The organism is Pantoea sp. JZ29, from assembly GCF_035190385.1.
In the GTDB taxonomy this organism is placed as follows: Bacteria; Pseudomonadota; Gammaproteobacteria; order Enterobacterales; family Enterobacteriaceae; genus Pantoea; species Pantoea stewartii.
Genome location: NZ_CP045241.1, coordinates 2,119,213 through 2,143,598, shown reverse-complemented (window position 1 = coordinate 2,143,598; position 24,386 = coordinate 2,119,213). Strand labels below are relative to the sequence as shown.

17 protein-coding genes and 2 pseudogenes are annotated in these 24,386 nt (G+C 51.8%); 14 read left to right on the top strand and 5 right to left on the bottom strand.

What is annotated here, in order from left to right; all coding sequences use genetic code 11:
- Positions 1-251 precede the first annotated feature (251 nt).
- Entirely contained in the window at positions 252-1,172 is a 921-nt protein-coding gene (locus GC090_RS09965) for a LysR substrate-binding domain-containing protein (RefSeq protein ID WP_033741756.1), read from the top strand.
- Here the strand turns inward: GC090_RS09965 and smrA are convergent.
- Positions 1,169-1,735: a DNA endonuclease SmrA gene (gene smrA, locus GC090_RS09960; RefSeq protein WP_033741758.1), complete on the bottom strand. Its 567-nt coding sequence runs from the start codon at positions 1,733-1,735 to the stop codon at positions 1,169-1,171. The genes GC090_RS09965 and smrA overlap by 4 nt on opposite strands.
- 318 nt (positions 1,736-2,053) lie before the next feature.
- Between smrA and GC090_RS09955 the strand changes: the two genes are divergently transcribed.
- Positions 2,054-2,794 (top strand): fumarate/nitrate reduction transcriptional regulator Fnr, encoded by a 741-nt coding sequence (locus GC090_RS09955; RefSeq protein ID WP_006119246.1) that lies wholly within the window; start codon positions 2,054-2,056, stop codon positions 2,792-2,794.
- Between the two features lie 118 nt (positions 2,795-2,912).
- Positions 2,913-3,866 carry a universal stress protein UspE gene (uspE, locus tag GC090_RS09950; protein ID WP_006119247.1) on the top strand — a complete coding sequence of 318 codons (954 nt, stop codon included), beginning with the start codon at positions 2,913-2,915 and terminating at the stop codon, positions 3,864-3,866.
- Positions 3,867-3,912: 46 nt separating this feature from the next.
- On the opposite strand, the gene pntB is transcribed toward uspE, so the two are convergent.
- Positions 3,913-5,301 carry a Re/Si-specific NAD(P)(+) transhydrogenase subunit beta gene (gene pntB, locus GC090_RS09945; RefSeq protein ID WP_324021497.1) on the bottom strand — a complete coding sequence of 463 codons (1,389 nt, stop codon included), beginning with the start codon at positions 5,299-5,301 and terminating at the stop codon, positions 3,913-3,915.
- A gap of 3 nt (positions 5,302-5,304) precedes the next feature.
- Positions 5,305-6,837: a Re/Si-specific NAD(P)(+) transhydrogenase subunit alpha gene (gene pntA, locus GC090_RS09940; protein ID WP_205950217.1), complete on the bottom strand. Its 1,533-nt coding sequence runs from the start codon at positions 6,835-6,837 to the stop codon at positions 5,305-5,307.
- A gap of 533 nt (positions 6,838-7,370) precedes the next feature.
- Between pntA and ydgH the strand changes: the two genes are divergently transcribed.
- Positions 7,371-8,324 (top strand): DUF1471 family protein YdgH, encoded by a 954-nt coding sequence (ydgH, locus tag GC090_RS09935; RefSeq protein WP_006119253.1) that lies wholly within the window; start codon positions 7,371-7,373, stop codon positions 8,322-8,324.
- Positions 8,325-9,181: 857 nt separating this feature from the next.
- Positions 9,182-10,570, top strand: a complete 1,389-nt coding sequence (locus tag GC090_RS09930) for a basic amino acid/polyamine antiporter (RefSeq protein WP_205955336.1) — start codon at positions 9,182-9,184, stop codon at positions 10,568-10,570.
- Here the strand turns inward: GC090_RS09930 and GC090_RS09925 are convergent.
- Positions 10,567-10,977 carry a hypothetical protein gene (locus GC090_RS09925; RefSeq protein ID WP_006119255.1) on the bottom strand — a complete coding sequence of 137 codons (411 nt, stop codon included), beginning with the start codon at positions 10,975-10,977 and terminating at the stop codon, positions 10,567-10,569. The genes GC090_RS09930 and GC090_RS09925 overlap by 4 nt on opposite strands.
- Positions 10,978-11,151: 174 nt before the next feature.
- Between GC090_RS09925 and rstA the strand changes: the two genes are divergently transcribed.
- From rstA to GC090_RS09880, 9 genes and pseudogenes are all read left to right on the top strand, one after another.
- The gene (gene rstA / locus GC090_RS09920) at positions 11,152-11,877 is read left to right on the top strand and encodes a two-component system response regulator RstA (RefSeq protein WP_006119256.1); all 726 of its coding nucleotides are present in this window, start codon (positions 11,152-11,154) and stop codon (positions 11,875-11,877) included.
- Positions 11,874-13,175 carry a two-component system sensor histidine kinase RstB gene (rstB, locus tag GC090_RS09915; protein WP_324021495.1) on the top strand — a complete coding sequence of 434 codons (1,302 nt, stop codon included), beginning with the start codon at positions 11,874-11,876 and terminating at the stop codon, positions 13,173-13,175. Before rstA ends, rstB begins: the two co-directional genes overlap by 4 nt.
- A 413-nt stretch (positions 13,176-13,588) precedes the next feature.
- Positions 13,589-14,464: an MrpH family fimbial adhesin gene (locus tag GC090_RS09910; protein ID WP_324021493.1), complete on the top strand. Its 876-nt coding sequence runs from the start codon at positions 13,589-13,591 to the stop codon at positions 14,462-14,464.
- 222 nt (positions 14,465-14,686) lie between these two features.
- Positions 14,687-15,052 (top strand): annotated as a pseudogene (locus tag GC090_RS09905) (ATP-binding protein); the annotation flags it as partial.
- A 413-nt stretch (positions 15,053-15,465) separates the two neighbouring features.
- The gene (locus GC090_RS09900) at positions 15,466-16,341 is read left to right on the top strand and encodes an MrpH family fimbial adhesin (RefSeq protein WP_324021491.1); all 876 of its coding nucleotides are present in this window, start codon (positions 15,466-15,468) and stop codon (positions 16,339-16,341) included.
- A gap of 218 nt (positions 16,342-16,559) precedes the next feature.
- Positions 16,560-16,925: pseudogene (locus GC090_RS09895) on the top strand (ATP-binding protein); the annotation flags it as partial.
- Between the two features lie 18 nt (positions 16,926-16,943).
- Positions 16,944-18,431: a carboxypeptidase M32 gene (locus tag GC090_RS09890; RefSeq protein WP_058701851.1), complete on the top strand. Its 1,488-nt coding sequence runs from the start codon at positions 16,944-16,946 to the stop codon at positions 18,429-18,431.
- Positions 18,432-18,598: 167 nt separating this feature from the next.
- Entirely contained in the window at positions 18,599-19,084 is a 486-nt protein-coding gene (gene asr / locus GC090_RS09885) for an acid resistance repetitive basic protein Asr (RefSeq protein ID WP_006119259.1), read from the top strand.
- Positions 19,085-19,362: 278 nt separating this feature from the next.
- On the top strand, positions 19,363-20,172 hold the full coding sequence (locus GC090_RS09880; protein ID WP_006119261.1) for a trypsin-like serine peptidase: 810 nt from the start codon (positions 19,363-19,365) through the stop codon (positions 20,170-20,172).
- Between the two features lie 76 nt (positions 20,173-20,248).
- Here GC090_RS09880 and hrpA read toward each other — a convergent pair whose 3' ends face one another.
- A complete protein-coding gene (hrpA, locus tag GC090_RS09875; protein WP_324021489.1) occupies positions 20,249-24,148 on the bottom strand; it encodes an ATP-dependent RNA helicase HrpA in 3,900 nt (1,299 codons plus the stop codon).
- Positions 24,149-24,386 lie beyond the last annotated feature (238 nt).

Below are 24,386 nucleotides of genomic sequence, written 5' to 3'. Positions count from 1 at the left end.
GATAGCTGATCGTTAACGATAAAACGCATGAAATTTCCGGCCGAAGCAGAAGCAATGCGGTAAGTTGATGTTTTTTCAGCAACCGTGAAAAACGCCCTGTCAGGCAAAAAAACAACGCCATCATTAATAATCAACCACTTAAAACGCTCCGCTGCAAAAAGTACACATTGTTAATAAAAATTTGCAGCAAAGTTAACAAAATCCAGCTTAAATAGTTGCCTGTCACCTGGCAATGTCATTAAGTTGGGTAAATGGAAAAAAATATCCTTTTCAATCAGCGCATTCGCTTGCGCCATTTACATGCCTTTGTTGCCGTCGCGCAGCAGGGAACCCTGGGGCGTGCAGCCGAGACCTTAAGTCTCAGTCAACCTGCGCTTTCTAAAACCCTCAACGAACTTGAAGAACTCACCGGCGTCCGCCTGTTCGAACGCGGTCGGCTGGGCGCACAACTCACCACCATGGGAGAACAGTTTCTTATCCATGCGGTAAAAGTGTTAGAAGCGCTGAATCATGCCGGCCAGAGTTTTAATGAACAGATTAACGAGCGTCCGGTAGTCATTCGTCTTGGTGCCTTAACCACGGCGGCGATGGGCATGTTGCCACAGATTCTTGACCGTTTTCACCAACTGCGTCCAAACACGACCATTCAGGTTGCCACCTTACATAATAATGTGTTGCTGGCGGGGCTGAGAGCGGGCGAGTTTGATCTGGGCATCGGCCGAATGGCGGATAAAGAGATGATGACCGGCCTGACCTATGAACTGCTGTTTCTGGAGTCATTAAAGCTGGTCGTCAGACCGGAGCATCCGCTTTTAAGTGACAACGTCACGCTTTCACGTGCCATGCAGTGGCCTGTTGTGATTTCCCCGGAAGGCACCGCGCCGCGCCGCCTGGCACAGCAGATGCTGGATGAGCAAGGGTGCTGTCTGCCGCCCCATTGCGTCGAAACGTCTTCAACGTCGCTGGCCCGTCAGCTGGCGCTGCGCTATGACTACATCTGGTTTGTGCCTTCCGGGGCCGTCAAAGAAGATCTCAGCCACAATGCCCTGATATCGTTGCCCATCACCTCTCCCGGCCCGGGTGAACCCGTAGGGATAATCACGCGCACCGGTAACACCTTAAGCCTGAGCGCCGAAGTGTTGATGAGTACCATTCGTAAGTTTCACAGCTAACGACTGCGTTTAGCATGGCGCTCCCAGTTTTCCTGACGCGCTTTTTCCGTTTTGCGTAGACCGACATAGAGCGCACCGGAGCCGCCATGCTGCTTCTGTGCGACACAAAAGGTCTGGACGTCGTCAAATTCACGCAACCAGCGGTCAAGATAGCTGCGCACAATGTTGGCATGAGAGTCATTGTCCCGGCCTTTGCCGTGAATAATCAGCAGGTTTCTGTAGCCGGCTTTACGGACATCCTGCATGAAGGTAAACAAATTTTGACGGCAGGTTTCAACAGGCTGGCGTAGCAGATTCAGGCTGGCATCCAGCGCATATTGCCCCTTGCGTAATTTATCCAGCACGCCCTGCTGGATGCCTTCAGCTTTAAACTCAAGTTGCTGCTCAAGAGGAATGATGTCCAGGTAACCGCGGGTTAAAAAGTTTTCGTCTTCAGGTTCTGGTGACCGAGGCGGCACTTTTTTGCTGGCAGCGCTGTGATTCCAGCGCGTATTTTCTGCATCTTTGAGTGGCGTAACGTCATTCATCGCGTCACGAAACAGATTGTCATCGTCAAGGTTCATGGCTCGCCCCTGGTAAATGATATGACGCAAAATTGACTTGAAACCAAATAGTAGCAAAATCGGTAAAGCCTGCGCTAATCCCGTTTTTATCGTCCCTTCTGGCCTTTCAGATTAAGATAAATTCTGTATGAGATCAAAAATCCGTAAAGATTTGTTTACGATCTTAATAAGATGACATCAAAAAACCCTGTCATAACAGCCTTTAGCAGTATTGCGGAAACCACACTTTTTGTATGCCTAAAAACTGCTCGGATGAGTTCCCTTACACCGAGAAAATGGTAAAATTGACCCCAGTCAATTATCGTCGAGCAAACTACTATGTTCCCTGAAAAACGTATTCAGTCAGGCGGTTGTGCGATTCACTGCCAGGATTGCAGCATCAGTCAGCTATGCATCCCTTTCACCCTTAATGAACATGAGCTGGATCAGCTTGATAATATTATTGAGCGAAAAAAACCCATTCAAAAAGGCCATACGCTGTTCAAAGCGGGTGATGAGCTGAAGTCGCTCTACGCAATCCGTTCCGGCACCATTAAAAGCTATACCATCACCGAGCAGGGAGATGAACAAATCACCGGTTTTCACCTGGCCGGCGATCTGGTGGGATTTGACGCCATTATGAACGCCAGCCATCCCAGCTTCGCCCAGGCGCTGGAAACGGCGATGGTCTGCGAAATTCCTTTCGATACGCTGGATGACCTGTCCGGCAAAATGCCTGCCCTGCGTCAGCAGATGATGCGCCTGATGAGCGGTGAAATTAAAGGCGACCAGGACATGATTTTGCTGCTGTCCAAGAAAAATGCGGAAGAGCGCCTGGCCGCCTTCGTCTGGAACTTATCCCGCCGCTATGGCCAGCGCGGCTTCTCACAGCGTGAGTTCCGTTTGACGATGACGCGCGGCGATATCGGGAACTATCTGGGGTTAACCGTTGAAACCATTAGCCGACTGCTGGGGCGTTTCCAGAAATCGGGTATGCTGGCCGTAAAAGGCAAATATATCACCATTGAGAACCACGCGATGCTGGAAGCGCTGGCCGGTCAGAGTCACCAGGCGGCGTAATCCTCAGGCCGGGTTAACAAATCTTATTTTGTTGATCCGGCTACATCTTTTCACTTTCTTAGTGCACTTAACATAGGCTATCTTTAAACCAGTCGCGTCGGTCTAAGGAGAGTAGCCTATGTCCCAGTATCAAAACATTCTGGTCGCCATTGATCCTCAGCAGGATGACCAGCCCGCGCTGCGACGTGCGGTCTATCTCAACCAGCTTATCGGCGGCAAAATCAAAGCATTTCTGCCCATCTACGACTTTTCATACGAAATGACCACCCTGCTGTCACCAGATGAACGCACCGCGATGCGTCAGGGTGTGATCAGCCAGCGCTCGGAATGGATTCGTGAACAGGCGCAGGCTTATCTGGATGCTGGTGTGGATATAGACATTAAAGTCATCTGGCACAACCGGCCCTATGAAGCAATCATCCAGGAAGTGCTGGCGCATCAACATGATTTAGTGCTGAAAATGGCGCACCAGCACGACAGGCTGGAAGCCGTTATTTTTACACCGACAGACTGGCACCTGTTACGTAAGTGCCCTTGCCCGGTGTGGATGGTTAAGGATCAACCCTGGCCCGAAGGCGGCAAAGCGCTGGTGGCGGTCAATCTGGCCAGCGAAGAACCGCACCACGATGCGCTTAATCAGAAACTCATTCGCGAAACCGTTAAACTGGCCGAAAGCGTCAATCATACCGAAGTGCATCTGGTGGGCGCCTATCCGATTACGCCAATCAACATTGCTATCGAACTGCCCGATTTTGATCCCAGCGTCTACAACGATGCCATTCGCGGCCAGCATCTGGTAGCCATGAAGGCCCTGCGACAAAAATTCTCCATCAGTGAAGAGTTTACCCACGTTGAAAAAGGCCTGCCGGAAGAAGTGATCCCGGAATTGTCCGCCCACCTTGGCGCGGGCATTGTGGTGTTAGGGACGATTGGACGGACCGGACTGTCGGCAGCTTTCCTGGGGAATACGGCTGAGCAGGTGATCGATCACCTGCGCTGTGACCTGCTGGCGATTAAGCCGGATGATTTTGTCTCGCCCATTACGCTTGACGACGAAGACGAGCACGATTAACGCGGCCCTCAGTAAAAAGGGCGACGGTTATCGTCGCCCTTTTCTTTTACAACGCTTTCAGAATACTTTCTACGCTGGCTTTGGCATCCCCAAATAGCATGTGAGTATTTTCTTTAAAGAACAGCGGATTTTGCACACCGGCATAGCCCGTATTCATTGAGCGTTTGAACACAATAACGTTTTGCGCTTTCCACACTTCCAGCACCGGCATACCGGCAATCGGGCTGCCCGGATCATCCTGCGCCGCAGGATTAACCGTGTCGTTGGCCCCGATAACCAGTACCGTATCGGTATCGCTAAAATCATCGTTGATTTCGTCCATTTCCAGCACCACGTCATAAGGCACTTTCGCCTCTGCCAGCAGAACGTTCATATGGCCGGGCAAACGGCCGGCGACCGGATGAATACCAAAACGCACGTTGATGCCGCGGGCGCGGAGTTTTTCCGTGATTTCCGCTACCGGATACTGTGCCTGTGCAACGGCCATGCCGTAGCCGGGCGTAATGATCACGGAACGAGAAGATCGGAGCATCTCTGCCGTTTCTTCTGCGCTGATTTCACGATGTTCGCCGGTCTCATCACTTGCCGTTGAAGCTGTGCCATCGCTGCCAAATCCACCGGCAATGACGCTGATAAACGAGCGATTCATGGCCTTACACATTATGTAAGAGAGAATTGCCCCCGAGGAACCAACCAGTGCACCGGTCACGATAAGCAGATCGTTACTGAGCATAAACCCTGCCGCTGCGGCCGCCCAACCGGAATAAGAGTTGAGCATCGAAACAACGACCGGCATGTCTGCACCACCGATGGAGGCCACCAGGTGCCAGCCAAACGCCAACGCAATGATAAGCATGATCACCAGCGCAAACACCTGCGCACCGAGACTTTGCGTGTTGACAAACCACAGTAGCAGTAAAAACGAGACGACCAGCGCCAGCAGATTCAGCTTATGCCGCTGAGGCAGCATTAAGGGCCGCGACGAGAGTTTGCCACACAACTTGCCAAAGGCGACCAGCGAGCCCGTAAAGGTGACCGCACCGATAAAGATGCCGATAAAGACTTCGCTGAGATGGATGTTTTCAATAACTGCCGGCAAGCCAGGAGCATGATCGATATAGCTGTTAATGCCTACCAGTACGGCGGCCAGGCCGACGAAGCTGTGCAGTATCGCCACCAGCTCGGGCATTTCGGTCATTTCTACCCGTTTCGCCAGCCGAATACCGATGGCACCGCCAATAACCATGGCCAGTAAAATCCAGACAACATGACTGCTGTCGGGACCAAATACAGACGCGATCAGCGCAATCGCCATGCCGCTGATACCAAATATATTGCCCTGTCTTGAGGTCTCATGTTTTGAAAGACCCGCCAGACTCATAATGAACATAATTGCAGCAACGATATAGGCTGCCGTCACTAATCCGCCAGACATAGCTTACCCCTTACGAAACATTTTCAGCATACGCTGCGTGACGGTGAAGCCACCGAAGATATTGATGCTGGCGATCAATACGGCAATAAAAGAAAGAAAACTCACCCAGCCGCCGTGCCCCATTTGCAATATTGCCCCTACCACAATAATGCCCGAAATCGCATTGGTGACTGACATGAGCGGCGTATGCAGCGCATGACTCACATTCCAGACCACGTAGTAGCCCACCACACAGGCCAGCGCAAAGACGGTGAAATGTGACAGGAATTCACTGGGGGCAACATTCGCGAGGCAGGCGAAGAGTACGACAGCGCCTGCCAGCAGCCCATATTTACGCCGGGGGGAAACGGGTGCCGCCGGGCTTTTCGTTTGCGCCGGTGCAGCGGCAGCCGCGGTCTTCGGCGCGGCGGAGACCTGAACTGGCGGCGCAGGCCAGGTGATCTCGCCGTCTCGAATCACCGTGACACTGCGGATGACGACGTCATCAAAGTCAATGACGATCTCGCCATTCTTTTCTTTACAAAGCAATTTCATCAGGTTGACGAGATTGCTGCCGTAGAGCTGAGATGATTGCGTCGGTAACCGGCTGGGCAGATCCGTATACCCGATAATTTTTACGCCGTTGTCCGTTACAGTGACCCGATCGGCGACGGTAAGCGCACAGTTGCCGCCGGTTTGTGCCGCCAGGTCAACAATGACGCTGCCAGGCTTCATGCTGGCCACCATTTCCCTGGTGATCAACGTCGGCGCAGGTTTACCCGGAATCAGCGCCGTGGTGACAATAATATCCACCTCCTGGGCCTGCTGAGCGAAAAGCGCCATTTCTGCTTTAATAAAAGCATCCGACATGACTCTGGCGTAACCATCACCACTGCCCGCCTCTTCTTTGAAATCCAGTTCAAGGAACTCTGCGCCCATACTTTGCACTTGTTCCTTCACTTCCGGACGCGTGTCAAAGGCGCGAACAACCGCGCCCAGGCTGCCTGCGGCACCGATTGCCGCCAGACCCGCCACGCCCGCACCAATCACCATCACTTTGGCAGGCGGGACTTTCCCGGCAGCGGTGATCTGACCGGTGAAAAAGCGACCAAATTCGTGTGCCGCCTCCACGATGGCCCGATAACCTGCAATATTGGCCATTGAGCTCAGCGCATCCAGCGACTGCGCACGGGAAATACGGGGCACGGCGTCCATCGCCATAACGGTGACCTTACGCGCAGCCAGTTTATCCAGCAGTTCAGGGTGCTGAGCAGGCCAGATAAAACTGACCAGCGTGCTGCCCTCGCGCATCAGTGCAATGTCGTCTTCACCGGGTGCATTCACTTTCAGCACAATATCGGCTTGCCAGACCTGCTGGCGATCGGTCAGCGTGGCGCCGGCGTTGACATAGCTGTCATCATCAAAACTGGCAGGCTTACCCGCACCCTGTTCAATCGTGACGCTAAAACCCAGCCTGATGAGTTGTTCAACGGTTTTCGGCGTGGCAGCCACGCGCGACTCATTGGCTGACCGCTCTTTGGGTATTCCAATTAACATAGTGTTCCCTTTCATCGATTAAAGGATGATGACCCTTGTGGTACAGACTGCTCTGACGTCATCCGCGTTCAGGCGGTGTGAATAAATGCAAGGGCATAATCGTGTCTAAACCTACTGAAAATGTTACAGGTTATCTACTGCACAGACGCACCAATGTCACATTCGCGGTAATATCCAGTTTTGGCCTCGTTATGCCGCATAACGTCACTGTCTGATCGCATCACTGGCAGATAATTAACTAACTAAGCGCCCTTCGATACGAATATTCCTTTCGTAAAAACCTAAATTTAACAACGCATTAACGGTTTTGATAAAGCTACGAACGTTTATTTCATCTGCCTGTCTTAAGCGTAAGGTAAAATACCGAGTCGTGACGCCGTGATAAAAAAAACCGGATCACAACGAGAGAGAAATCGCAAAAATTGGCTGCGACAGCGTGTTTATAACATGTAATAATCAGCAGCTATTCTGTTATACATCAAGAGTCCAGCACGTTTTCGTACTCATTTTGCGTAAGGCGAAGGATCATTTTTATGAAGCTGAAGAACACTATTCTGGCATCTACATTGTTATCTCTGCTGGCGGGAAATGCGTTTGCCGCTAAAGAGCTGACGCCAGAACAAGCGGCCGCGTTGAAGCCATTCGAACGTATTAATATCACCGGTCGTTTTAATGCAATTGGCGATGCGGCGGATGCCGTCTCCAAACGTGCTGATGAACTGAATGCAGATTCGTATTACATTCAAGGTATTAACGACAGCAACGGTAACAGTGGTAACTGGCGCGTAACCGCGGATCTGTATAAGGCGAATGCGCCTAAAGCGAGTCAGGAAACCGACTACCGGATGTTTAATGGCCTGAAAGAGCTGCCGAAAGCGGAAGCCTATCGCCTTGAACCTTTTGATACCGTGACGGTGACCGGCTTTTTCCCCAGCCAGCCCGATGTGAACGAGGCAATTTCTAAAGCCGCGAAAGAAAAAGGCGCTGCGTCCTTCTTTATTGTGCGTCAGGTTGATGCCAATACCGGTGGCAACCAGTTCATTACCGCTTACATCTATAAGGCGGATGCAAAACAGCGCGCCGTGCAGAGCCCGGATAGCATTCCGGCTGATTCTCAGGCAGGTAAAGCCGCGCTGGCCGCAGGCGGTGCTGAGGCGAAAAAAGTCGAGATTCCGGGCGTTGCCTCCTCTGAAACCCCAAGCAATGCCGTGGGCCGCTTCTTTGAAACGCAGAGTTCAACCGGTAAACGCTATTCTGTGACGCTGCCAGACGGCCGGGAAATCCAGGAGCTGAACGCAGTCACCGCGGCACAGATGCAGCCGTTTGATACGGTCACCTTCAGCGGCCATTTCGGCACACCAACCGAAGTCTCACAGGAAGCCGCCAAACGTGCGGCTGGCAAAGGTGCGAAGTTCTACCACATCACACGCCAGTGGCAGAACCAGAGCGGGGGTAACCTCACCGTGACCGCCGATCTGTTCAAATAAGCAATTAAGGGCGGCGCAAGCCGCCCTTAACTTTTTAATATTATTGTATTTTTAATAACCTCACTACACATAATTTACCTCATCTCTAAGCCTGAAATTTGCAGGGCTACACGACCTTATCAAGATCTTACCTTATACCTTATTGCAACTCACTGACTTCCCTTTACGGTCTGTTTCGGGGCTCACGCGTATAATGTATGTATTCGAAATAACAATCATCGCAACATTCATCATCTATAGCCATTAGCCTAGAGATTATTGAGCGTTTTACTTTACAATACCTACAGATTTTTGAAGCTATAAACATTATGTTCTACCTTCGGCAACTTAAAGTTAACCTTAACTTTCAAATAGTTATGCCAGACAAAATAAAACATGATGCATGAAAGTTATTTATTATCGATCAAACCTGCAGCATAAAGCTGATCTGCCTGACGAAAAATAATTTACAAGAGACCTTTTCTAAATAAGTTGCAAATCAAAGCGCGAACTAACAGAACTAACTCGTTGTTATAATGGTTAAAAAAGCCGAAAACGCTCGATGATATTTCAGTTTGCGACGAGATCTCCACATAAAGCACTCAGAGCTTTTAAAAAAGTCAGCGAACCAGACGCTTAACCGTGCTGAATGTAAACCCGTAGTACGACAAAATGCCTGGTGCAGTGTAGGTTAGCCCCAACTGTTTGCATAATCCCTGCGCAATTTTGCATAGTCACGCATTGCCATCCTTCACCGCACTCCGTAAAATCCTCCGCCTGTTTTTCAGCGTATTACACGCGATTTACGCAACACAACACCGATATAATAGGGTGTTTATGCTGGTCACCCAGCCACTTATGCTCGCAGGAAGAATGTTTTGGAGAAAAAATTAGGCCTCAGTGCCCTGACCGCGCTGGTACTCAGCTCCATGCTGGGTGCGGGTGTTTTCAGCTTGCCACAAAATATGGCGGCGGTCGCAGGTCCGGCCGCGTTGCTGACTGGCTGGCTGATCACCGGCGCAGGGATTATTTTCCTGTCGCTGGCGATGCTGCTGCTGACGCGACTCAAACCCGATCTGGATGGCGGTATCTTTACCTACGCCCGCGCTGGATTCGGTGAGTTGACGGGATTTTGTTCCGCCTGGGGTTACTGGCTGTGTGCGGTTATCGCCAACGTGTCCTATCTGGTTATTGTTTTCTCTGCCCTGAGTTTCTTCACCGATACGCCGGACAGGGTTATTTTTGGTAACGGGAATACCTGGCAGGCGATGCTGGGCGCATCCATAGTGCTGTGGCTGGTTCACTGGCTGGTATTGCGGGGCGTTCAGACCGCCGCCAGCATTAACCTGCTGGCGACACTGGGCAAACTGGTGCCGCTGCTGCTGTTTGTGGTGCTGGCCGTCATGGCCTTCAATTATGACCGCTTCCATTTTGACTTTTCCGGGCTGAGCCTCGGCGTTCCGTTATGGCAACAGGTCAAACAGACCATGTTAATCACGCTGTGGGTTTTTATCGGCGTGGAAGGTGCTGTAGTGGTCTCGTCGCGTGCTCGCCATAAAAAGGATGTCGGACGGGCGACGCTGCTGGCCGTGCTGGCCGCCCTGCTTGTTTATCTGCTGGTCACCCTGCTGTCGTTAGGGATCGTGCCGCGCGCGGCGCTGGCTGAAATGCGTAACCCTTCGATGGCGGGCCTGATGACGCAACTGACGGGAAGCTGGGGTAACGCAATCATTGTCGTGGGCTTGATTATTTCTGTCTGCGGTGCCTATCTGAGCTGGACCATTATGGCGGCAGAAGTGCCGTTTATTGCCGCGCAGCAAGGTGCTTTCCCCCGCAGTATTGCCCGCCAGAACGTCCGTAATGCGCCAGCCGCCTCACTGTGGCTGACAAACGGTAGTGTGCAGGTTTGCCTGATCCTGATCGCCCTGACCGGTGCGGATTACAACATGCTGTTGACCATTGCCTCAGAAATGATTCTGGTGCCCTATTTGCTGGTGGGATTGTATTTGATCAAGGTGGTCAAAGGGCAACATAAACCCTGGGCGCTCGTGACAGGCATTGGTGCCAGCGTGTACGGCATCTGGTTGCTGTATGCATCCGGTCCACTACATCTGTTTATGTCTGTCGTGCTCTATGCGCCGGGCATTTTGCTGTTTATGTTCGCACGTCGGGGCGGACATGCGGTGGCACTGCGGCCCGTTGAGCGGGTTGCCATGGTCTGCATCATGGTGGCAACCCTGCCTGCGATGTGGGCCCTACTGACTTAGTGAGACTGACCGAGAACCACGCACAGCAGGTCATCCTGCTGTGTCAGCGTCACGGGCTTACGGTACTCTTCATGAATCGCCTCCAGTTGTTTCTCTGACAGCGGATACGGAAGCTGGATATCCACGCGGGCAATGTGCTGCTGCTCGGCTAACGTAATCAGGCGGGCGATGTTGATTTCGTCGCTGACCTGGGTTGATATGATTTGTAAGGCTAATTCTTTCAGGTGATCTTCACTTGCCTGTAAACTGTGCGCAGATTTGCGTGTCACCATGCCGAATATGGGCAGTACGCCATAGATGGCATCCACAAAGCTCCAACGTTTTTTGCAGGATGCCGACAGGAAATCACTGTAGTTAAAGCGGATGCGATCACGGTATACCGCTGATGCCAGCTCTTTATCAAACACTTTGGCTCCTCAAGGTGATCACAATGAATCCGGAACTCATATTAAACGCAGGGTTAATGATTGCATATTTTGCGGATTATATACCAGTTACTCAAGGATATTTCGTGTGATTGGATAGAGCTCTGCGCCAGGAAAAGTTATGCTTTATCCCTCCTTTTTACGTTAGTGTGAATTATGCATAAAATCGTTTACGTAGAAGATGAACCGGAGGTCGGTTCGCTCATTGCCGCCTACCTGGGACGTCATGATATTGAGGTGATTGTTGAGACGCGCGGCGATCGGGCTGAAGCCACCATTGCCGAACAGCAACCCGACCTGGTCATGCTCGACATCATGCTGCCCGGCAAAGATGGCATGTCAATCTGCCGTGACTTACGGGCAAACTGGCAGGGGCCGATCGTGCTGCTGACCTCCCTTGACAGCGATATGAACCATATCCTCGCGCTGGAGATGGGCGCGCAGGACTATATTCTGAAAACGGCTCCCCCAGCCGTTCTGCTGGCGCGATTGCGTCTGCACCTGCGTCAGTCACAACAGGTGCAAAGTGAAGAAGCCCCTGCGCCGACAAAAAATACACGCATGTTGCGCTTTGGCTCACTGACCATCGATGCCCTGAATCGCCAGGTCGTGCTGTTTGAAGAAAATATCGCCCTGTCCACGGCGGATTTTGATCTGCTTTGGGTGCTGGCCAGCCATGCCGGACAAATTCTTAACCGTGATGCCTTGCTGAAAACCTTACGCGGCGTCAGTTACGATGGCATGGATCGCAGTATTGATGTTGCCATCTCGCGTTTGCGTAAAAAACTGCACGACAGCGCAACAGAGCCATTCCGTATCAAAACCATCCGCAACAAAGGCTATTTGTTTGCGCCGCAGGCCTGGGACACGCGTTCGGTATGAAAAAACTTTTTATTCAGTTCTACCTGCTGCTGTTTGTCTGTTTTCTGGTGATGTCGCTGATGGTCGGGCTGGTCTATAAATTTACCGCCGAACGCGCAGGCCGCCAGTCCATGAACGACTTGATGGCCAGCTCGCTCTACCTGATTCGCAGTGAACTGCGTGAAATCCCGCCGCGCGACTGGAATAAGACGATCAAAAGTCTGGATCTCGGTTTGTCATTTGAGCTGCATATTGAGCCCATGAGCCGGTTCGAACTGGATGAAAATGAGTTACGCCGTCTGCGTGCGGGCGAAATCGTTGCGCTGGATGACAAATACACCTTCCTGCAACACATTCCGCGCAGTCATTATGTCCTGACCGTCGGACCTATACCTTACCTTTTTTATCTGCATCAAATGCGCCTGCTGGATATGGCACTGGTCGTATTTATTGGCATGTCGCTTGGGCTGCCGGTATTTATCTGGCTGCGTCCGCACTGGAAAGAGATGCTGCGACTCGAACATGCCGCTCAGCGTTTTGGTCAGGGGCAACTGGACGTGCGTACTCATTTCGACAGCACCTCCAGCCTGTTTCGCGTTGGCGTCGCGTTTAACCAAATGGCTGAGAATATCAATACGCTCGTCGCCAGCAAGAAACAGCTTATTGATGGTATCGCTCACGAGTTGCGTACACCGCTTGTGCGGCTGCGCTATCGTCTGGAGATGAGCGATAACCTGAGCGAAGCCGAATCTGCGGCGCTGAATCGTGATGTGAGTCAGCTGGAAAGCCTGATTGAAGAGCTGCTGACTTATGCCCGTCTGGATCGTCCACGCGTCGACCTTAATTTGCAGTCGCTGGATCTGGCCAGCTGGTTGCGTGAACGCATGGAAGACTTTCAGGCCATCAACCCGGATACGCAGATTGAGCTGGATTTACCCCAGCGGGAAAACTACGGCGTTTCAGACACCCGGCTTATGGAGCGCGTGCTGGACAATCTTGTCAATAACGCGCTGCGCTATGCAAACCAGCGCCTGCGGGTCAGCTTATGGTTTGACGGCGCAGTCGGTAATTTGCAGGTCGACGATGACGGTCCGGGGATCCCCCATGAAGAACGTGAACGTGTATTTGAACCCTTTGTCCGGCTCGATCCGAGTCGCGACCGCGCAACGGGCGGCTGTGGACTTGGCCTGGCCATCGTTCACTCCATCGCCCATGCGCTCAGCGGCCGGGTTTCCGTTGAAACCAGCCCGCCTGGCGGTGCCAGCCTGCGTTTTAGCTGGCCGCTCGATCTCCCCTTTCGGGAACTTCCACGACGTTAACGCATTCAGGAGCTTTGTGTGGCTTCAGCCTGCCCCGTCAGGAATGGTTTCAGAACCCTCAAGGGATGGATATGCAAAAGGAACGGGTACGTTCAGTTATCAGTTCCACTGACCAGATTGTTTTTTTAGACAGAGTAAAACATCAGCCCAGTTAGCTTCCAGTGGCTATACCTTTGGGCTGATAGAGCTATAAGCTAAAAAAAATCTACGCTTTCTTCAGGCTGAGGCTCAGGTATTTATCACCCGCATTTTTATCGCGAAAAAAAATCTCACAGTGAATAATATCGTTTACATAATATTTTAATCATATCTCTGCATTTAATTGATTTGAGTCTAGACATGTTATTTTTTTTGCATACCATTGAACCTGCATTGCTCAATAGGTCGAGCTAAACAATATCCAGGTATATCAAATGAGAATAAAAAATCGAATTAGTCATTTTATTAGCTTGTTGTTTTCATTCTGCCCATTTGAATGCATGGCAGAAGTAATTCATCTACCAGTGATTACATCGCTCACATGGCCAACTTCGCTCAGTACTAAAACGACTTATTCGCCTCAACTGATGACTGTAGATGACAGTCTCGCCAATCAGCCATTGACAAAGCAAGATGGCCTGCGAATAGGGTATGTTGATATAGTGAAAAAACCTTATCGTGGAGTTATGCCGTCGAATAACAAAGAACAATATTCTATTTTGCCCTTAGCGAACGATGGGGAAAAGCTCAAAGACTATGTTGAGCGTGTTTATAATGCGGGGCTGATGTCTGGAAGTTTTGTTCTCTCATGGCATAGTTCCGCCGGTGTAGACAAATGTCAGGGGTTTGTCTTATCCAACGGAGCTTCAACACACACTGCCACGGGTTCATCAGTTCAGGATGCCTGGTCAGCAGCAACAGCCGGAGCAATCCTTAATGTGCAACCAGTTTGTTCTCAAATACCACCCGCTGCAGCGAGTTGTCATATCGAAACGGCTGAGATAAATTTTGATTTTGGCATTGTAACTAAATCCGCATCGACTAATACCGCCATTAGTGAAGATATCTATATATACTGTACTGATGCAACAAAAGTCAGTTTGAGTGAAGCTAACAGAGGTATTATAGCGCTTTCCAACGGTGGCTCAGCAACCGTTACTGATGATTTAAAAGCTCTGGATGGAATATCATCGATGCATAATATACCCTCAGAAAGTCGTCGTTCAGTAAAATTAACAGCAAAAATAACAAATCCGGGTAAAACGGGTTCCTTTTACGGCTCATCAGTCATAATGCTGAACTATCCTTAGGTATCACAGGATATATTGGAGGCGGTTATATGAAAAAGGACCAGCGGTGATAATAATCAAGAAATCGTGAACGTTACTTGCGAACCTCTATGAATCTCCCCCAATATTAAATGAAACAGTCATTACGTGATGTGGCTTTGTTGACCGTCATCTACTATTTCGCCCGCCTACTGCATACGCCGCTGTTGTCAGATAATTTGCTGGGGGTTAAGGTAGCTGGCGGGCATTTCAGATACCCGGCTTATGGAGCGCGTGCTGGACAACCTTGTCAATAATGCGCTGCGCTATGCAAACCAGCGCCTGAGGGTCAGCTTAGGGTTTGACGGCGCAGTCGGTAATTTGCAGGTCGACGATGACGGTCCGGGGATCCCCCATGAAGAACGTGAACGTGTATTTGAACCCTTTGTCCGGCTCGATCCGAGTCGCGACCGCGCAACGGGAGGCTGTGGACTTGGCCTGGCCATCGTTCACTCCATCGCCCATGCGCTCAGCGGCCGGGTTTCCGTTGAAACCAGCCCGCCTGGCGGTGCCAGCCTGCGTTTTAGCTGGCCGCTCGATCTCCCCTTTCGGGAACTTCCACGACGTTAACGCATTCAGGAGCTTTGTGTGGCTTCAGCATGCCCCGTCAGGAATGGTTTCAGAACCCTCAAGGGATGGATATGTAAAAGGAACGGGTACGTTCAGTTATCAGTTCCACTGACCAGACTGTTTTTTAGACAGAGTAAAGCATCAGCCCAGTTAGCTTCCAGCGGCTATACCTTTGGGCTTATAGAGCTATAAGCTAAAAAAAGTTACGCTTTCTTCAGGCTGAGGCTCAGGTATTTATCACCCGCATTTTTATCGTAAAATAAAATCCAGCAGTGAATAATATCGTTTGCATAATGTTTTAATTATATCTCTGCATTTAATTGATTTGAGTCTAGATATGTGAGTTATTTTTTGCATACCATTGAACCTGCATTGCTCAATGGGTCTATATAAACAATATCCAGGTATATCAAATGAGAATAAAAAATCGAAATGGTCAGTTTATTAGCTTGTTGTTTTCATTATGTTCATTTGGATCTATGGCAGCAGTAATTCATCTACCAGTGATTACATCGCTCACATGGCCAACTTCCCTCAGTACTAAAACGACTTATTCGCCTCAACTGATGACTGTAGATGACAGTCTCGCCAATCAGCCATTGACAAAGCAAGATGGTCTGCGAATAGGGTATGTTGATATGTTGAAAAAGCCTTATCGTGGAGTTATGCCGGCGAACACCAAAGAAAATTATTCTATTTTACCCTTAGCGAACGATGGGGAAAAGCTCAAAGACTATGTTGAGCGTGTTTATAATGCGGGGCTGATGTCTGGAAGTTTTGTTCTCTCATGGACTAGTTCCTCCCTAGTAGACAAATGTCAGGGGTTTGTCTTATCGAACGGAGCCTCAGCACACACTGCCACGGGTTCATCAGTTCAGGATGCCTGGTCAGCAGCAACAGCCGGAGCAATCCTTAATGTGCAACCAGTTTGTTCTCAAATACCACCCGCTGCAGCGAGTTGTCATATCGAAACAGCTGAGATAAATTTTGATTTCGGCATTGTAACTAAATCCGCATCGACTAATAGCGCCATTAGTGAAGATATCTATATATACTGTACTGATGCAACAAAAGTCAGTTTGAGTGAAGCTAACAGAGGTATTATAGCGCTTTCCAACGGTGGCTCAGTAACCGTTACTGATGATTTAAAAGCTCTGGATGGAATATCATCGATTCATAACATACCCTCAGAAAGTCGTCGTTCAGTAAAATTAACAGCAAAAATAACAAATCCGGGTAAAACGGGTTCCTTTTACGGCTCATCAGTCATAATGCTGAACTATCCTTAGGTATCACAGGATATATTGGAGGCGGTTATATGAAAAAGGACCAGTGGTGATAATAATCAAGAAATCGTGAACGTTACTTGCGAACCTCTATAACTTTCCCCCCACTATTAAATGAAACAGTCATCACGTGATGTGGCTGACCTTCATCTTCTATTTCGCCCGCCTACTGCCTACGCCGCTGTTGTCAGATAATTTGCTGGGGGTTAAGGTAGCTGGCGGGCATTTCAGATACCCGGCTTATGGAGCGCGTGCTGGACAACCTTGTCAATAATGCGCTGCGCTATGCAAACCAGCGCCTGAGGGTCAGCTTAGGGTTTGACGGCGCAGTCGGTAATTTGCAGGTCGACGATGACGGTCCGGGGATCCCCCATGAAGAACGTGGACGTGTATTTGAACCCTTTGTCCGGCTCGATCCGAGTCGCGACCGCGCAACGGGAGGCTGTGGACTTGGCCTGGCCATCGTTCACTCCATCGCCCATGCGCTCAGCGGCCGGGTTTCCGTTGAAACCAGCCCGCCTGGCGGTGCCAGCCTGCGTTTTAGCTGGCCGCTCGATCTCCCCTTTCGGGAACTTCCACGACGTTAACGCATTCAGGAGCTTTGTGTGACTTCAGCCTATCAACACCTTTGTAAGACCTTCCAGCGCCTGTCGCGTTTCAGTCATCTCAGCGCCATCGCCGGATGGGACATGCAAACCATGATGCCCGCCGGCGGCAGCGCCGCACGAGGCGAAGCGCTGGCGGAAATGAGTGTGCTGCAACATCAGATTCTGACGGATAAACGCATTGGCGACTGGCTGGATCAGGCAGAACAGCAATCGCTGAATGATGTTGAACGCGCCAATCTGGGCGAAATGCGCCGCGCTTATGTTCAGGCAACATTACTGCCTGCTGAACTGGTCGAAGCCAAATCCATTGCGGGATCGCGCTGTGAGCATGCCTGGCGCACACAGCGTCCGGCAAACGACTGGCAGGGTTTTGCGACCAATTTGAAAGAGGTCGTACGCTTAAGCCGTCAGGAAGCTGAACTGCGTGCGCAAGCGAACGGCTGCTCCCGCTATGACGCGCTGCTTGACGTGTTTGAACCGGGCATGACCAGCGCCACGCTGGATCATACCTTCGGGCAGTTAAAAACCTGGCTTCCACACTTGTTGCAGCAGGTCGTCGAAAAACAGGCTCAGCAGCCGGTGATCACGCCACAGGGACCGTTCCCGATAGCCTCACAGCGCGAACTGGGTTTACGCGTGATGGCCGAGCTGGGGTTTGATTTTAACCATGGCCGCCTGGACATTAGCGCGCACCCTTTCTGCGGCGGCGTGCCCGAGGATGTGCGTATTACTACCCGCTACAATCAGGATGAGTTTCTGAGCGCCATGATGGGCGTCATTCATGAGACTGGCCACGCGCGCTACGAACAGAATTTGCCTGAGCAATGGCGCGGTCAGCCGGTTGCGCTGGCGCGATCCACGGCGATCCATGAGTCACAAAGTCTGTTTATGGAAATGCAACTGGGACGCAGCGCACCTTTCCTGCAGCGTATCCTGCCGCAAATCATCAGTCAGCTCGGTGACCAACCCGCCCTTCAGGCAGATAACTTTGTCCGGCTGACGCAGCAGGTTAAACCGGGCCTGATTCGGGTGGATGCGGACGAACTGAGCTATCCGGCGCACGTCATTCTGCGCTACGAGATCGAACGCGCGCTGATTGAAGGCGAGATTGAGGTTGAAGACATTCCGGCGCTGTGGGATGAGAAGATGCAACAATCCCTGGGTCTGGATACGCGCGGCAACTACCGCGATGGCTGCATGCAGGATATTCACTGGACCGATGGCGCCTTCGGCTATTTCCCGACATACACACTCGGGGCGATGTACGCTGCGCAGCTGTTCCAGGCGTTACAAAACGCAATTCCGCAATCCGCCGAGCTGATACAGCATGGCGACCTGCAGCCGGTATTTGACTGGCTGCAGCAGAATATCTGGCAACATGGCAGCCGTTTCACCACCGAGCAGTTGATTGTCAATGCTACTGGCGAAGCGCTCAACCCAGACTATTTCCGCAAACATCTTGAGCAACGTTACCTGAACAGTTAAGGTAGCAGGCGGCCTGAGGGCCGCCTTTTCCTCCCGTACATCCCCTTTGTACAATCGGTTACACAGCGATACCAATCACCCACGGACGCGCCAGTTTTATTTTCATATAGTCTTCTCACCGGCCCCGCAGTGGGCTACACATGAAAAAATAGTCCGAGGATTTTGCAATGAAAAAATTATTTGCACTGGTAATCGCCGCTGCTATGGGTCTGTCTTCAGTTGCTTTCGCTGCTGAGACAACTGCCGCTCCTGCAACTGCTGCTCCAGCGGCTGCGACCACCACCGCTGCACCTGCTAAAGCTGAGCACAAAGCTGCTGTCCATAAGAAGCATCATAAAGCTGCACAGAAAGCGCAGGCTGCTAAGAAACACCACAAAAAAGCTGCCCAGAAAGCGCAGGCCGCTAAGAAGAAAGTAGCGAAGAAAGACACTGCACAGAAAGCGCAGGCTGCTAAGAAACACACCAAAAAGCCAGCTCAGAAAGCCCAGGCTGCTAAAAAACACCACAAAAAAGCTGCCCAGAAAGCTCAGGCCGCTAAAAAGCACCACAAAAAAGCAGCCCAGAAAGCTCAGGCCGCTAAAAAACACACCAAAAAGCCAGCTCAGAAAGCCCAGGCAGCTAAAAAGCACCACAAAAAAGCCGCTAAAAAATAAGGTCGCCCTTTAGGGTCCGAGTAAGCGTTAATAATTAAAAACACCCGGTTCTGCCGGGTGTTTCTTTACTGGAGTGGCTAATATGGTCCGTCGCTATCGCTTCGAAATTATTCTGATTGTGATGATCTTATGTGGCGTTATCGCGGCCAGTTTTTTTATTTAGTCGCTGTAGCGTACTGATTCACTGAAAAAACTCCCTTTTTCACGCCTCACTGACTATAGTTATGTCACTTTAGTAATAACAAAAACGTTTTCTTTTTCTCGCTATTGAGAGTTCTATGCGCCTGGCTACCCTGTTAATCGTTGGACTTTTCAGTTTCACCGCGTTTGTTCATGCTGATGATAATGATGATTCACCGACACCCGCCGAAATTAAAATGTTGTTTTTTGGCAAAGATCATCGCCAGGCCATTACCGATGTCAGCGCGGCCCCCTGGGATGCGATAGGACAACTGGAAACCGAAAGCGGTAATCTGTGCACCGCCACGTTAATTTCTCCCCATCTTGCCCTGACGGCGGGCCACTGTTTACTGACACCTCCAGGTAAATTTGATAAACCCGTAGCGCTACGTTTTATGTCTACCAAAAAAGGCTGGCGCTACGAAATTCATGACATCGATGCGCGCGTTGAACCGTCGCTGGTGCATAAGCTGAAAGCGGATGGCGAAGGCTGGATCGTCCCCAGCAATGCAGCGCCGTTCGATTACGGTTTGATTATTTTGCGCAATCCCCCTTCTGCCATTACGCCGATTCCGCTGTTTGAAGGTTCGCGTAGTGACTTAACCGAAGCGCTGAAAGCGGCGGGCCGCAAGGTGACCCAGGCAGGTTATCCCGCCGATCATCTCGACAGCCTGTATTCACACAGCGACTGCCTGATTACCGGCTGGGCGCAACGGGCGGTTTTATCGCATCAGTGCGATACCTTGCCTGGCGACAGCGGTTCTCCGCTCCTGCTGAAAGGCGATAAGGGCTGGCAACTGATAGCGGTGCAGAGTTCTGCCCCGGCGGCGAAAGACCGTTATCTGGCTGACAACCGCGCGATTGCCGTGACGTCATTTAAAGACCGGCTGGAAGCGCTGGCGCAGTAGCTCTCACCGTTACACAAAAAAGCCCGCATTCTTAAATGCGGGCTTTTTTATTCTTACAAGACCCTGTTTGCCGCCGTCAGGCGGTGATCTGCTCCATCGCCTGCATGATGCGCTTATCTGAAATGGGATAAGGCGTGCCAAGCTGCTGCGCGAACAGACTGATGCGGAGTTCTTCCAGCATCCAGCGAATATGCAGCACATCCTCATCATCCTGACGCTGCGGCGGCAGTTTGTTGCGCCAGGCCTGCCAGGCCTGTTCAACGGCCTGAACCCGGAGCATACGGGCGCGGTCGCTGTGGGGATCAACCGGCAATTTTTCCAGCCGACGCTCAATACCGTGCAGGTAACGTAAGGTATCGGCCAGATGCCGCCAGCCATTTTGGGTCACAAATCCCCGGTACACCAGCCCATTCATCTGCGCCTTAATATCGGCCAGCGCCAGTGCCAGTGTCATATCAACCCGACCTTTAAGGCGCTTATTGATATTGAAGACCGCCGTCAGAATCTGCTCAACCTGCTTTGCTATCTCCACCACGGTATCATTCAGCTCGGCGCGGACCTTCTCGCGCAGCGCATCGAAGGCCGCCTGTTCCCAGGTCGGTCCACCCGCCTCGGCAATCAGCTTATCGATACCGCAGGCAATACAGTCATCGATCAGCTCCATCACTTTGCCATAGGGATTGAAATAGAGGCCCAGCTTGGCTTTGTTCGGCAATTTTTCGTGCAGATATTTCACCGGCGACGGAATATTCAGCAACAGCAACCGACGCTGACCGCGCCACATCATTTTCTGCTGCTCATGCTCACTATCGAATAACCGGATGGCCACACTGTCTTTCTCATCGACCAGCGCGGGCCAGGCTTTTACCTGGTAGTTGCCGCGTTTTTGCTCGTAGCTGCGAGGCAAATCGCCAAAGCTCCAGAGGTGTAAACCGCGCTGTTCCAGACCATCATCCGCCACGTTGGACAGCGTTTCCTGCACCTTGCCTTTAAGCAGCACTTTCAGCGCCGCGAGATCTTTACCTTCCTGCAGCTTACAGTTGTGTTCGTCTACCACCCGGAAGGTCATTTTCAGATGATCGGGCACCTGTTCCCATTGCCAGTCGTCCCGCTCCAGCGTCACGCCCGTCATCCGGCGGAACTCGCGCGACAGGGCATCAAGCAGCGGCATTTCCATTGCGGTCACGCGGCCTAAAAACGCCTCGGCATAGTTTGGCGCGGGCACCAGATGACGACGCAGCGGCTTCGGTAACGATTTAATCAGCGCAATAATCAGTTCACGCCGTACACCGGGAATCTGCCACTCAAAGCCGGCTTCATCGACCTGGTTCAGCAGCGGAAGCGGAATATGGACCGTCACGCCATCGGCATCCGCACCGGGTTCAAACTGATAACTCAACCTGAGTTTGAGATTTCCCTGATGCCAGACATTGGGATAGTCGAGCTGGCTGACCGTATCGGCGCCCGCTTTGATCAGCATCTGCTTATCAAAATTGAGCAGTTCCGGGGTGGTTTTGCTGACCTGTTTCCACCAGCTGTCAAAGTGGCGTGCGGAAACCACCTCTTTCCCTACACGTTGGTCGTAAAAGGCAAACAAGGTTTCGTCATCTACCAGAATGTCGCGGCGACGCGATTTATGTTCCAGGTCTTCCACTTCACTGCGCAGCTTCTGATTAGCACGGAAAAATGCGTGGCGCGTTTGCCAGTCGCCTTCCACCAGCGCGTGGCGAATAAACAATTCGCGACTCAGCGTAGGATCGATCGCGCCATAGTTGACCTTGCGCGCGGCCACAATCGGCAAGCCGTACAAGGTGACTTTCTCACTGGCCATGACGGCGCCCTGCGATTTCTCCCAGTGCGGTTCACTGTAGCTACGTTTGATCAGATGCTGTGCCAGCGGTTCTATCCATTCCGGATCGATACGCGCGGCAATACGACCCCAGAGTCGGCTGGTTTCCACCAGCTCCGCCACCATTGTCCACTTGGGCGGTTTTTTGAATAAACCTGAGCCCGGAAAAATGGCAAAGCGCGCATTGCGTGCACCGGTAAACTCCTGCTTTTCCGCATCTTTCTGGCCGATATGCGACAGTAAACCGGTCAGTAACGCACAGTGGATCTCGCGATACTCCGCCGGTTCGCTGTTCACCGGAATACCAAGCTCACGGACCACCTGACGCAGTTGGGTATAGATATCCTGCCATTCCCGTACGCGCAGGTAGTTAAGGAAATCGGCTTTACACTGGCGACGGAAGACATTGCCGGACAGCGCTTTTTGCTGCTCGCCCAGGTAGTTCCACAGGTTAACAAAGGCCATAAAATCAGACTCTTTGTCAGCAAAACGCCGGTGTTTTTCATCGGATGCCTGCTTCTTCTCTGCCGGGCGTTCGCGCGGATCCTGTATCGACAAACCTGCCGCGATAATCATCACTTCGCGCACACAGCCGTACTGCCGTGCAGCCAGCACCATGCGCGCCAGGCGCGGATCCACCGGCAGTTGCGCCAGCTGGCGGCCGGAGCCGGTGAGCTTATAATGGCCTTCTTCGCTCAGGGTCAGCGCGCCCAGCTCCTCCAGCAATCTTACGCCGTCCTGAATATGGCGTTTATCCGGCGCTTCCACAAACGGGAACGCCGCAATATCGCCCAGTCCCAGCGCGGTCATCTGCAGAATGACTGAGGCCAGATTGGTGCGCAGAATTTCGGGATCGGTAAAGGCCGGACGGCTCAGGAAATCCGCTTCAGAATATAACCGGATACAGATCCCTTCCGATACGCGGCCGCAACGTCCTTTACGCTGATTCGCGGAAGCCTGAGAAATGGGCTCTATCGGCAGACGCTGAACTTTGGTGCGGTAGCTGTAGCGGCTGATGCGCGCCGTGCCCGGATCGATGACGTACTTGATGCCCGGCACGGTGAGCGAGGTTTCGGCAACGTTCGTCGCCAGCACGATACGTCGCCCGCTGTGTGACTGAAATACCCGATTTTGCTCACTGTTCGACAGACGCGCATACAGCGGCAGCACTTCGGTATGCGGCAAATCGCGCTTCATCAGCGCATCGGCGGTATCGCGAATCTCCCGCTCGCCGCTCATGAAGATCAGAATATCGCCCCGGCCCTCCTGGCTCAGCTCATCAACCGCATCAAATATCGCCTGAAGCTGATCGCGTTCCACATCGTCCGCCTCTTCGACGACCGGACGATAACGGACTTCCACCGGATAAGTCCGGCCCGATACTTCAATGACCGGCGCGTTGTTAAAGTGGCGGGAGAAGCGCTGCGGATCGATAGTCGCCGAGGTGATAATGACTTTAAGATCCGGACGGCGCGGCAGCAGCTCACGCAAATAGCCCAGCAGGAAGTCGATATTCAGGCTGCGTTCGTGCGCTTCATCGATGATGATGGTGTCATACTGCATCAACAGGCGATCCTGCTGGATCTCCGCCAGCAGAATCCCGTCGGTCATCAGCTTAATCTGCGTGGTTTCACCGACCTGATCATTAAAGCGCACTTTGTAGCCGACGCAGCCGCCCAGCGACGTTTCCAGCTCTTCGGCAATGCGGTTCGCGACGGTGCGCGCCGCAAGACGACGAGGTTGCGTATGGCCAATTAAACCGGTGATACCGCGTCCCAGCGCCAGGCAAATTTTGGGCAACTGGGTGGTTTTTCCCGACCCGGTTTCACCTGCCACGATCACGACCTGATGAGCGCGAATCGCATCCGCGATATCCTGCTGTTTCTGACTGACCGGAAGATTATCCGGGAACGTGATGCGCGGTGTGGCGGCAATACGCTGGGCCACGCGCTGTTCAGCCGCGAGAATATCCTGCTCCAGTTCGGCGGCAATACCGTGTTGGGCATCAGGATTTTTCACTTTTCTGGCACCGTGCAACCGGCGTTGCAGCCGCTGCCGGTCGCGCAGCATCAGGGCATCAAGCCGCGACCAAAGCGGCGTTAAGGGAGATGAAACCGGAGAAGACATAGTAATGACGTACCTTACTCAGGCGGTGTGGACTCAGCGTACAGTGCTAAGATAACCCGCTGATTAACGATAATAATTGCGCCTATCATAGCACATTCCCGTTTGCCGCGCGGACCTCGCGCATGACGGGTTGTTCAATTAATTCGAATATAGCTCTCGAAATATTGCGCTTTCCCGCTCCGTTCAATGTTTGTAAAGTGTAAGCCATTGAGCGGGAAGCCTTCCGCGTAACAGACAG

Coding starts and splice junctions, on each gene's coding strand:
- GC090_RS09965 (WP_033741756.1), top strand. CDS start 252: ATGGAAAAAAATATCCTTTTCAATCAGCGCATTCGCTTGCGCCATTTA.
- smrA (WP_033741758.1), bottom strand. CDS start 1,735: ATGAACCTTGACGATGACAATCTGTTTCGTGACGCGATGAATGACGTT.
- GC090_RS09955 (WP_006119246.1), top strand. CDS start 2,054: ATGTTCCCTGAAAAACGTATTCAGTCAGGCGGTTGTGCGATTCACTGC.
- uspE (WP_006119247.1), top strand. CDS start 2,913: ATGTCCCAGTATCAAAACATTCTGGTCGCCATTGATCCTCAGCAGGAT.
- pntB (WP_324021497.1), bottom strand. CDS start 5,301: ATGTCTGGCGGATTAGTGACGGCAGCCTATATCGTTGCTGCAATTATG.
- pntA (WP_205950217.1), bottom strand. CDS start 6,837: ATGTTAATTGGAATACCCAAAGAGCGGTCAGCCAATGAGTCGCGCGTG.
- ydgH (WP_006119253.1), top strand. CDS start 7,371: ATGAAGCTGAAGAACACTATTCTGGCATCTACATTGTTATCTCTGCTG.
- rstA (WP_006119256.1), top strand. CDS start 11,152: ATGCATAAAATCGTTTACGTAGAAGATGAACCGGAGGTCGGTTCGCTC.
- rstB (WP_324021495.1), top strand. CDS start 11,874: ATGAAAAAACTTTTTATTCAGTTCTACCTGCTGCTGTTTGTCTGTTTT.
- GC090_RS09910 (WP_324021493.1), top strand. CDS start 13,589: ATGAGAATAAAAAATCGAATTAGTCATTTTATTAGCTTGTTGTTTTCA.
- GC090_RS09900 (WP_324021491.1), top strand. CDS start 15,466: ATGAGAATAAAAAATCGAAATGGTCAGTTTATTAGCTTGTTGTTTTCA.
- asr (WP_006119259.1), top strand. CDS start 18,599: ATGAAAAAATTATTTGCACTGGTAATCGCCGCTGCTATGGGTCTGTCT.
- GC090_RS09880 (WP_006119261.1), top strand. CDS start 19,363: ATGCGCCTGGCTACCCTGTTAATCGTTGGACTTTTCAGTTTCACCGCG.
- hrpA (WP_324021489.1), bottom strand. CDS start 24,148: ATGTCTTCTCCGGTTTCATCTCCCTTAACGCCGCTTTGGTCGCGGCTT.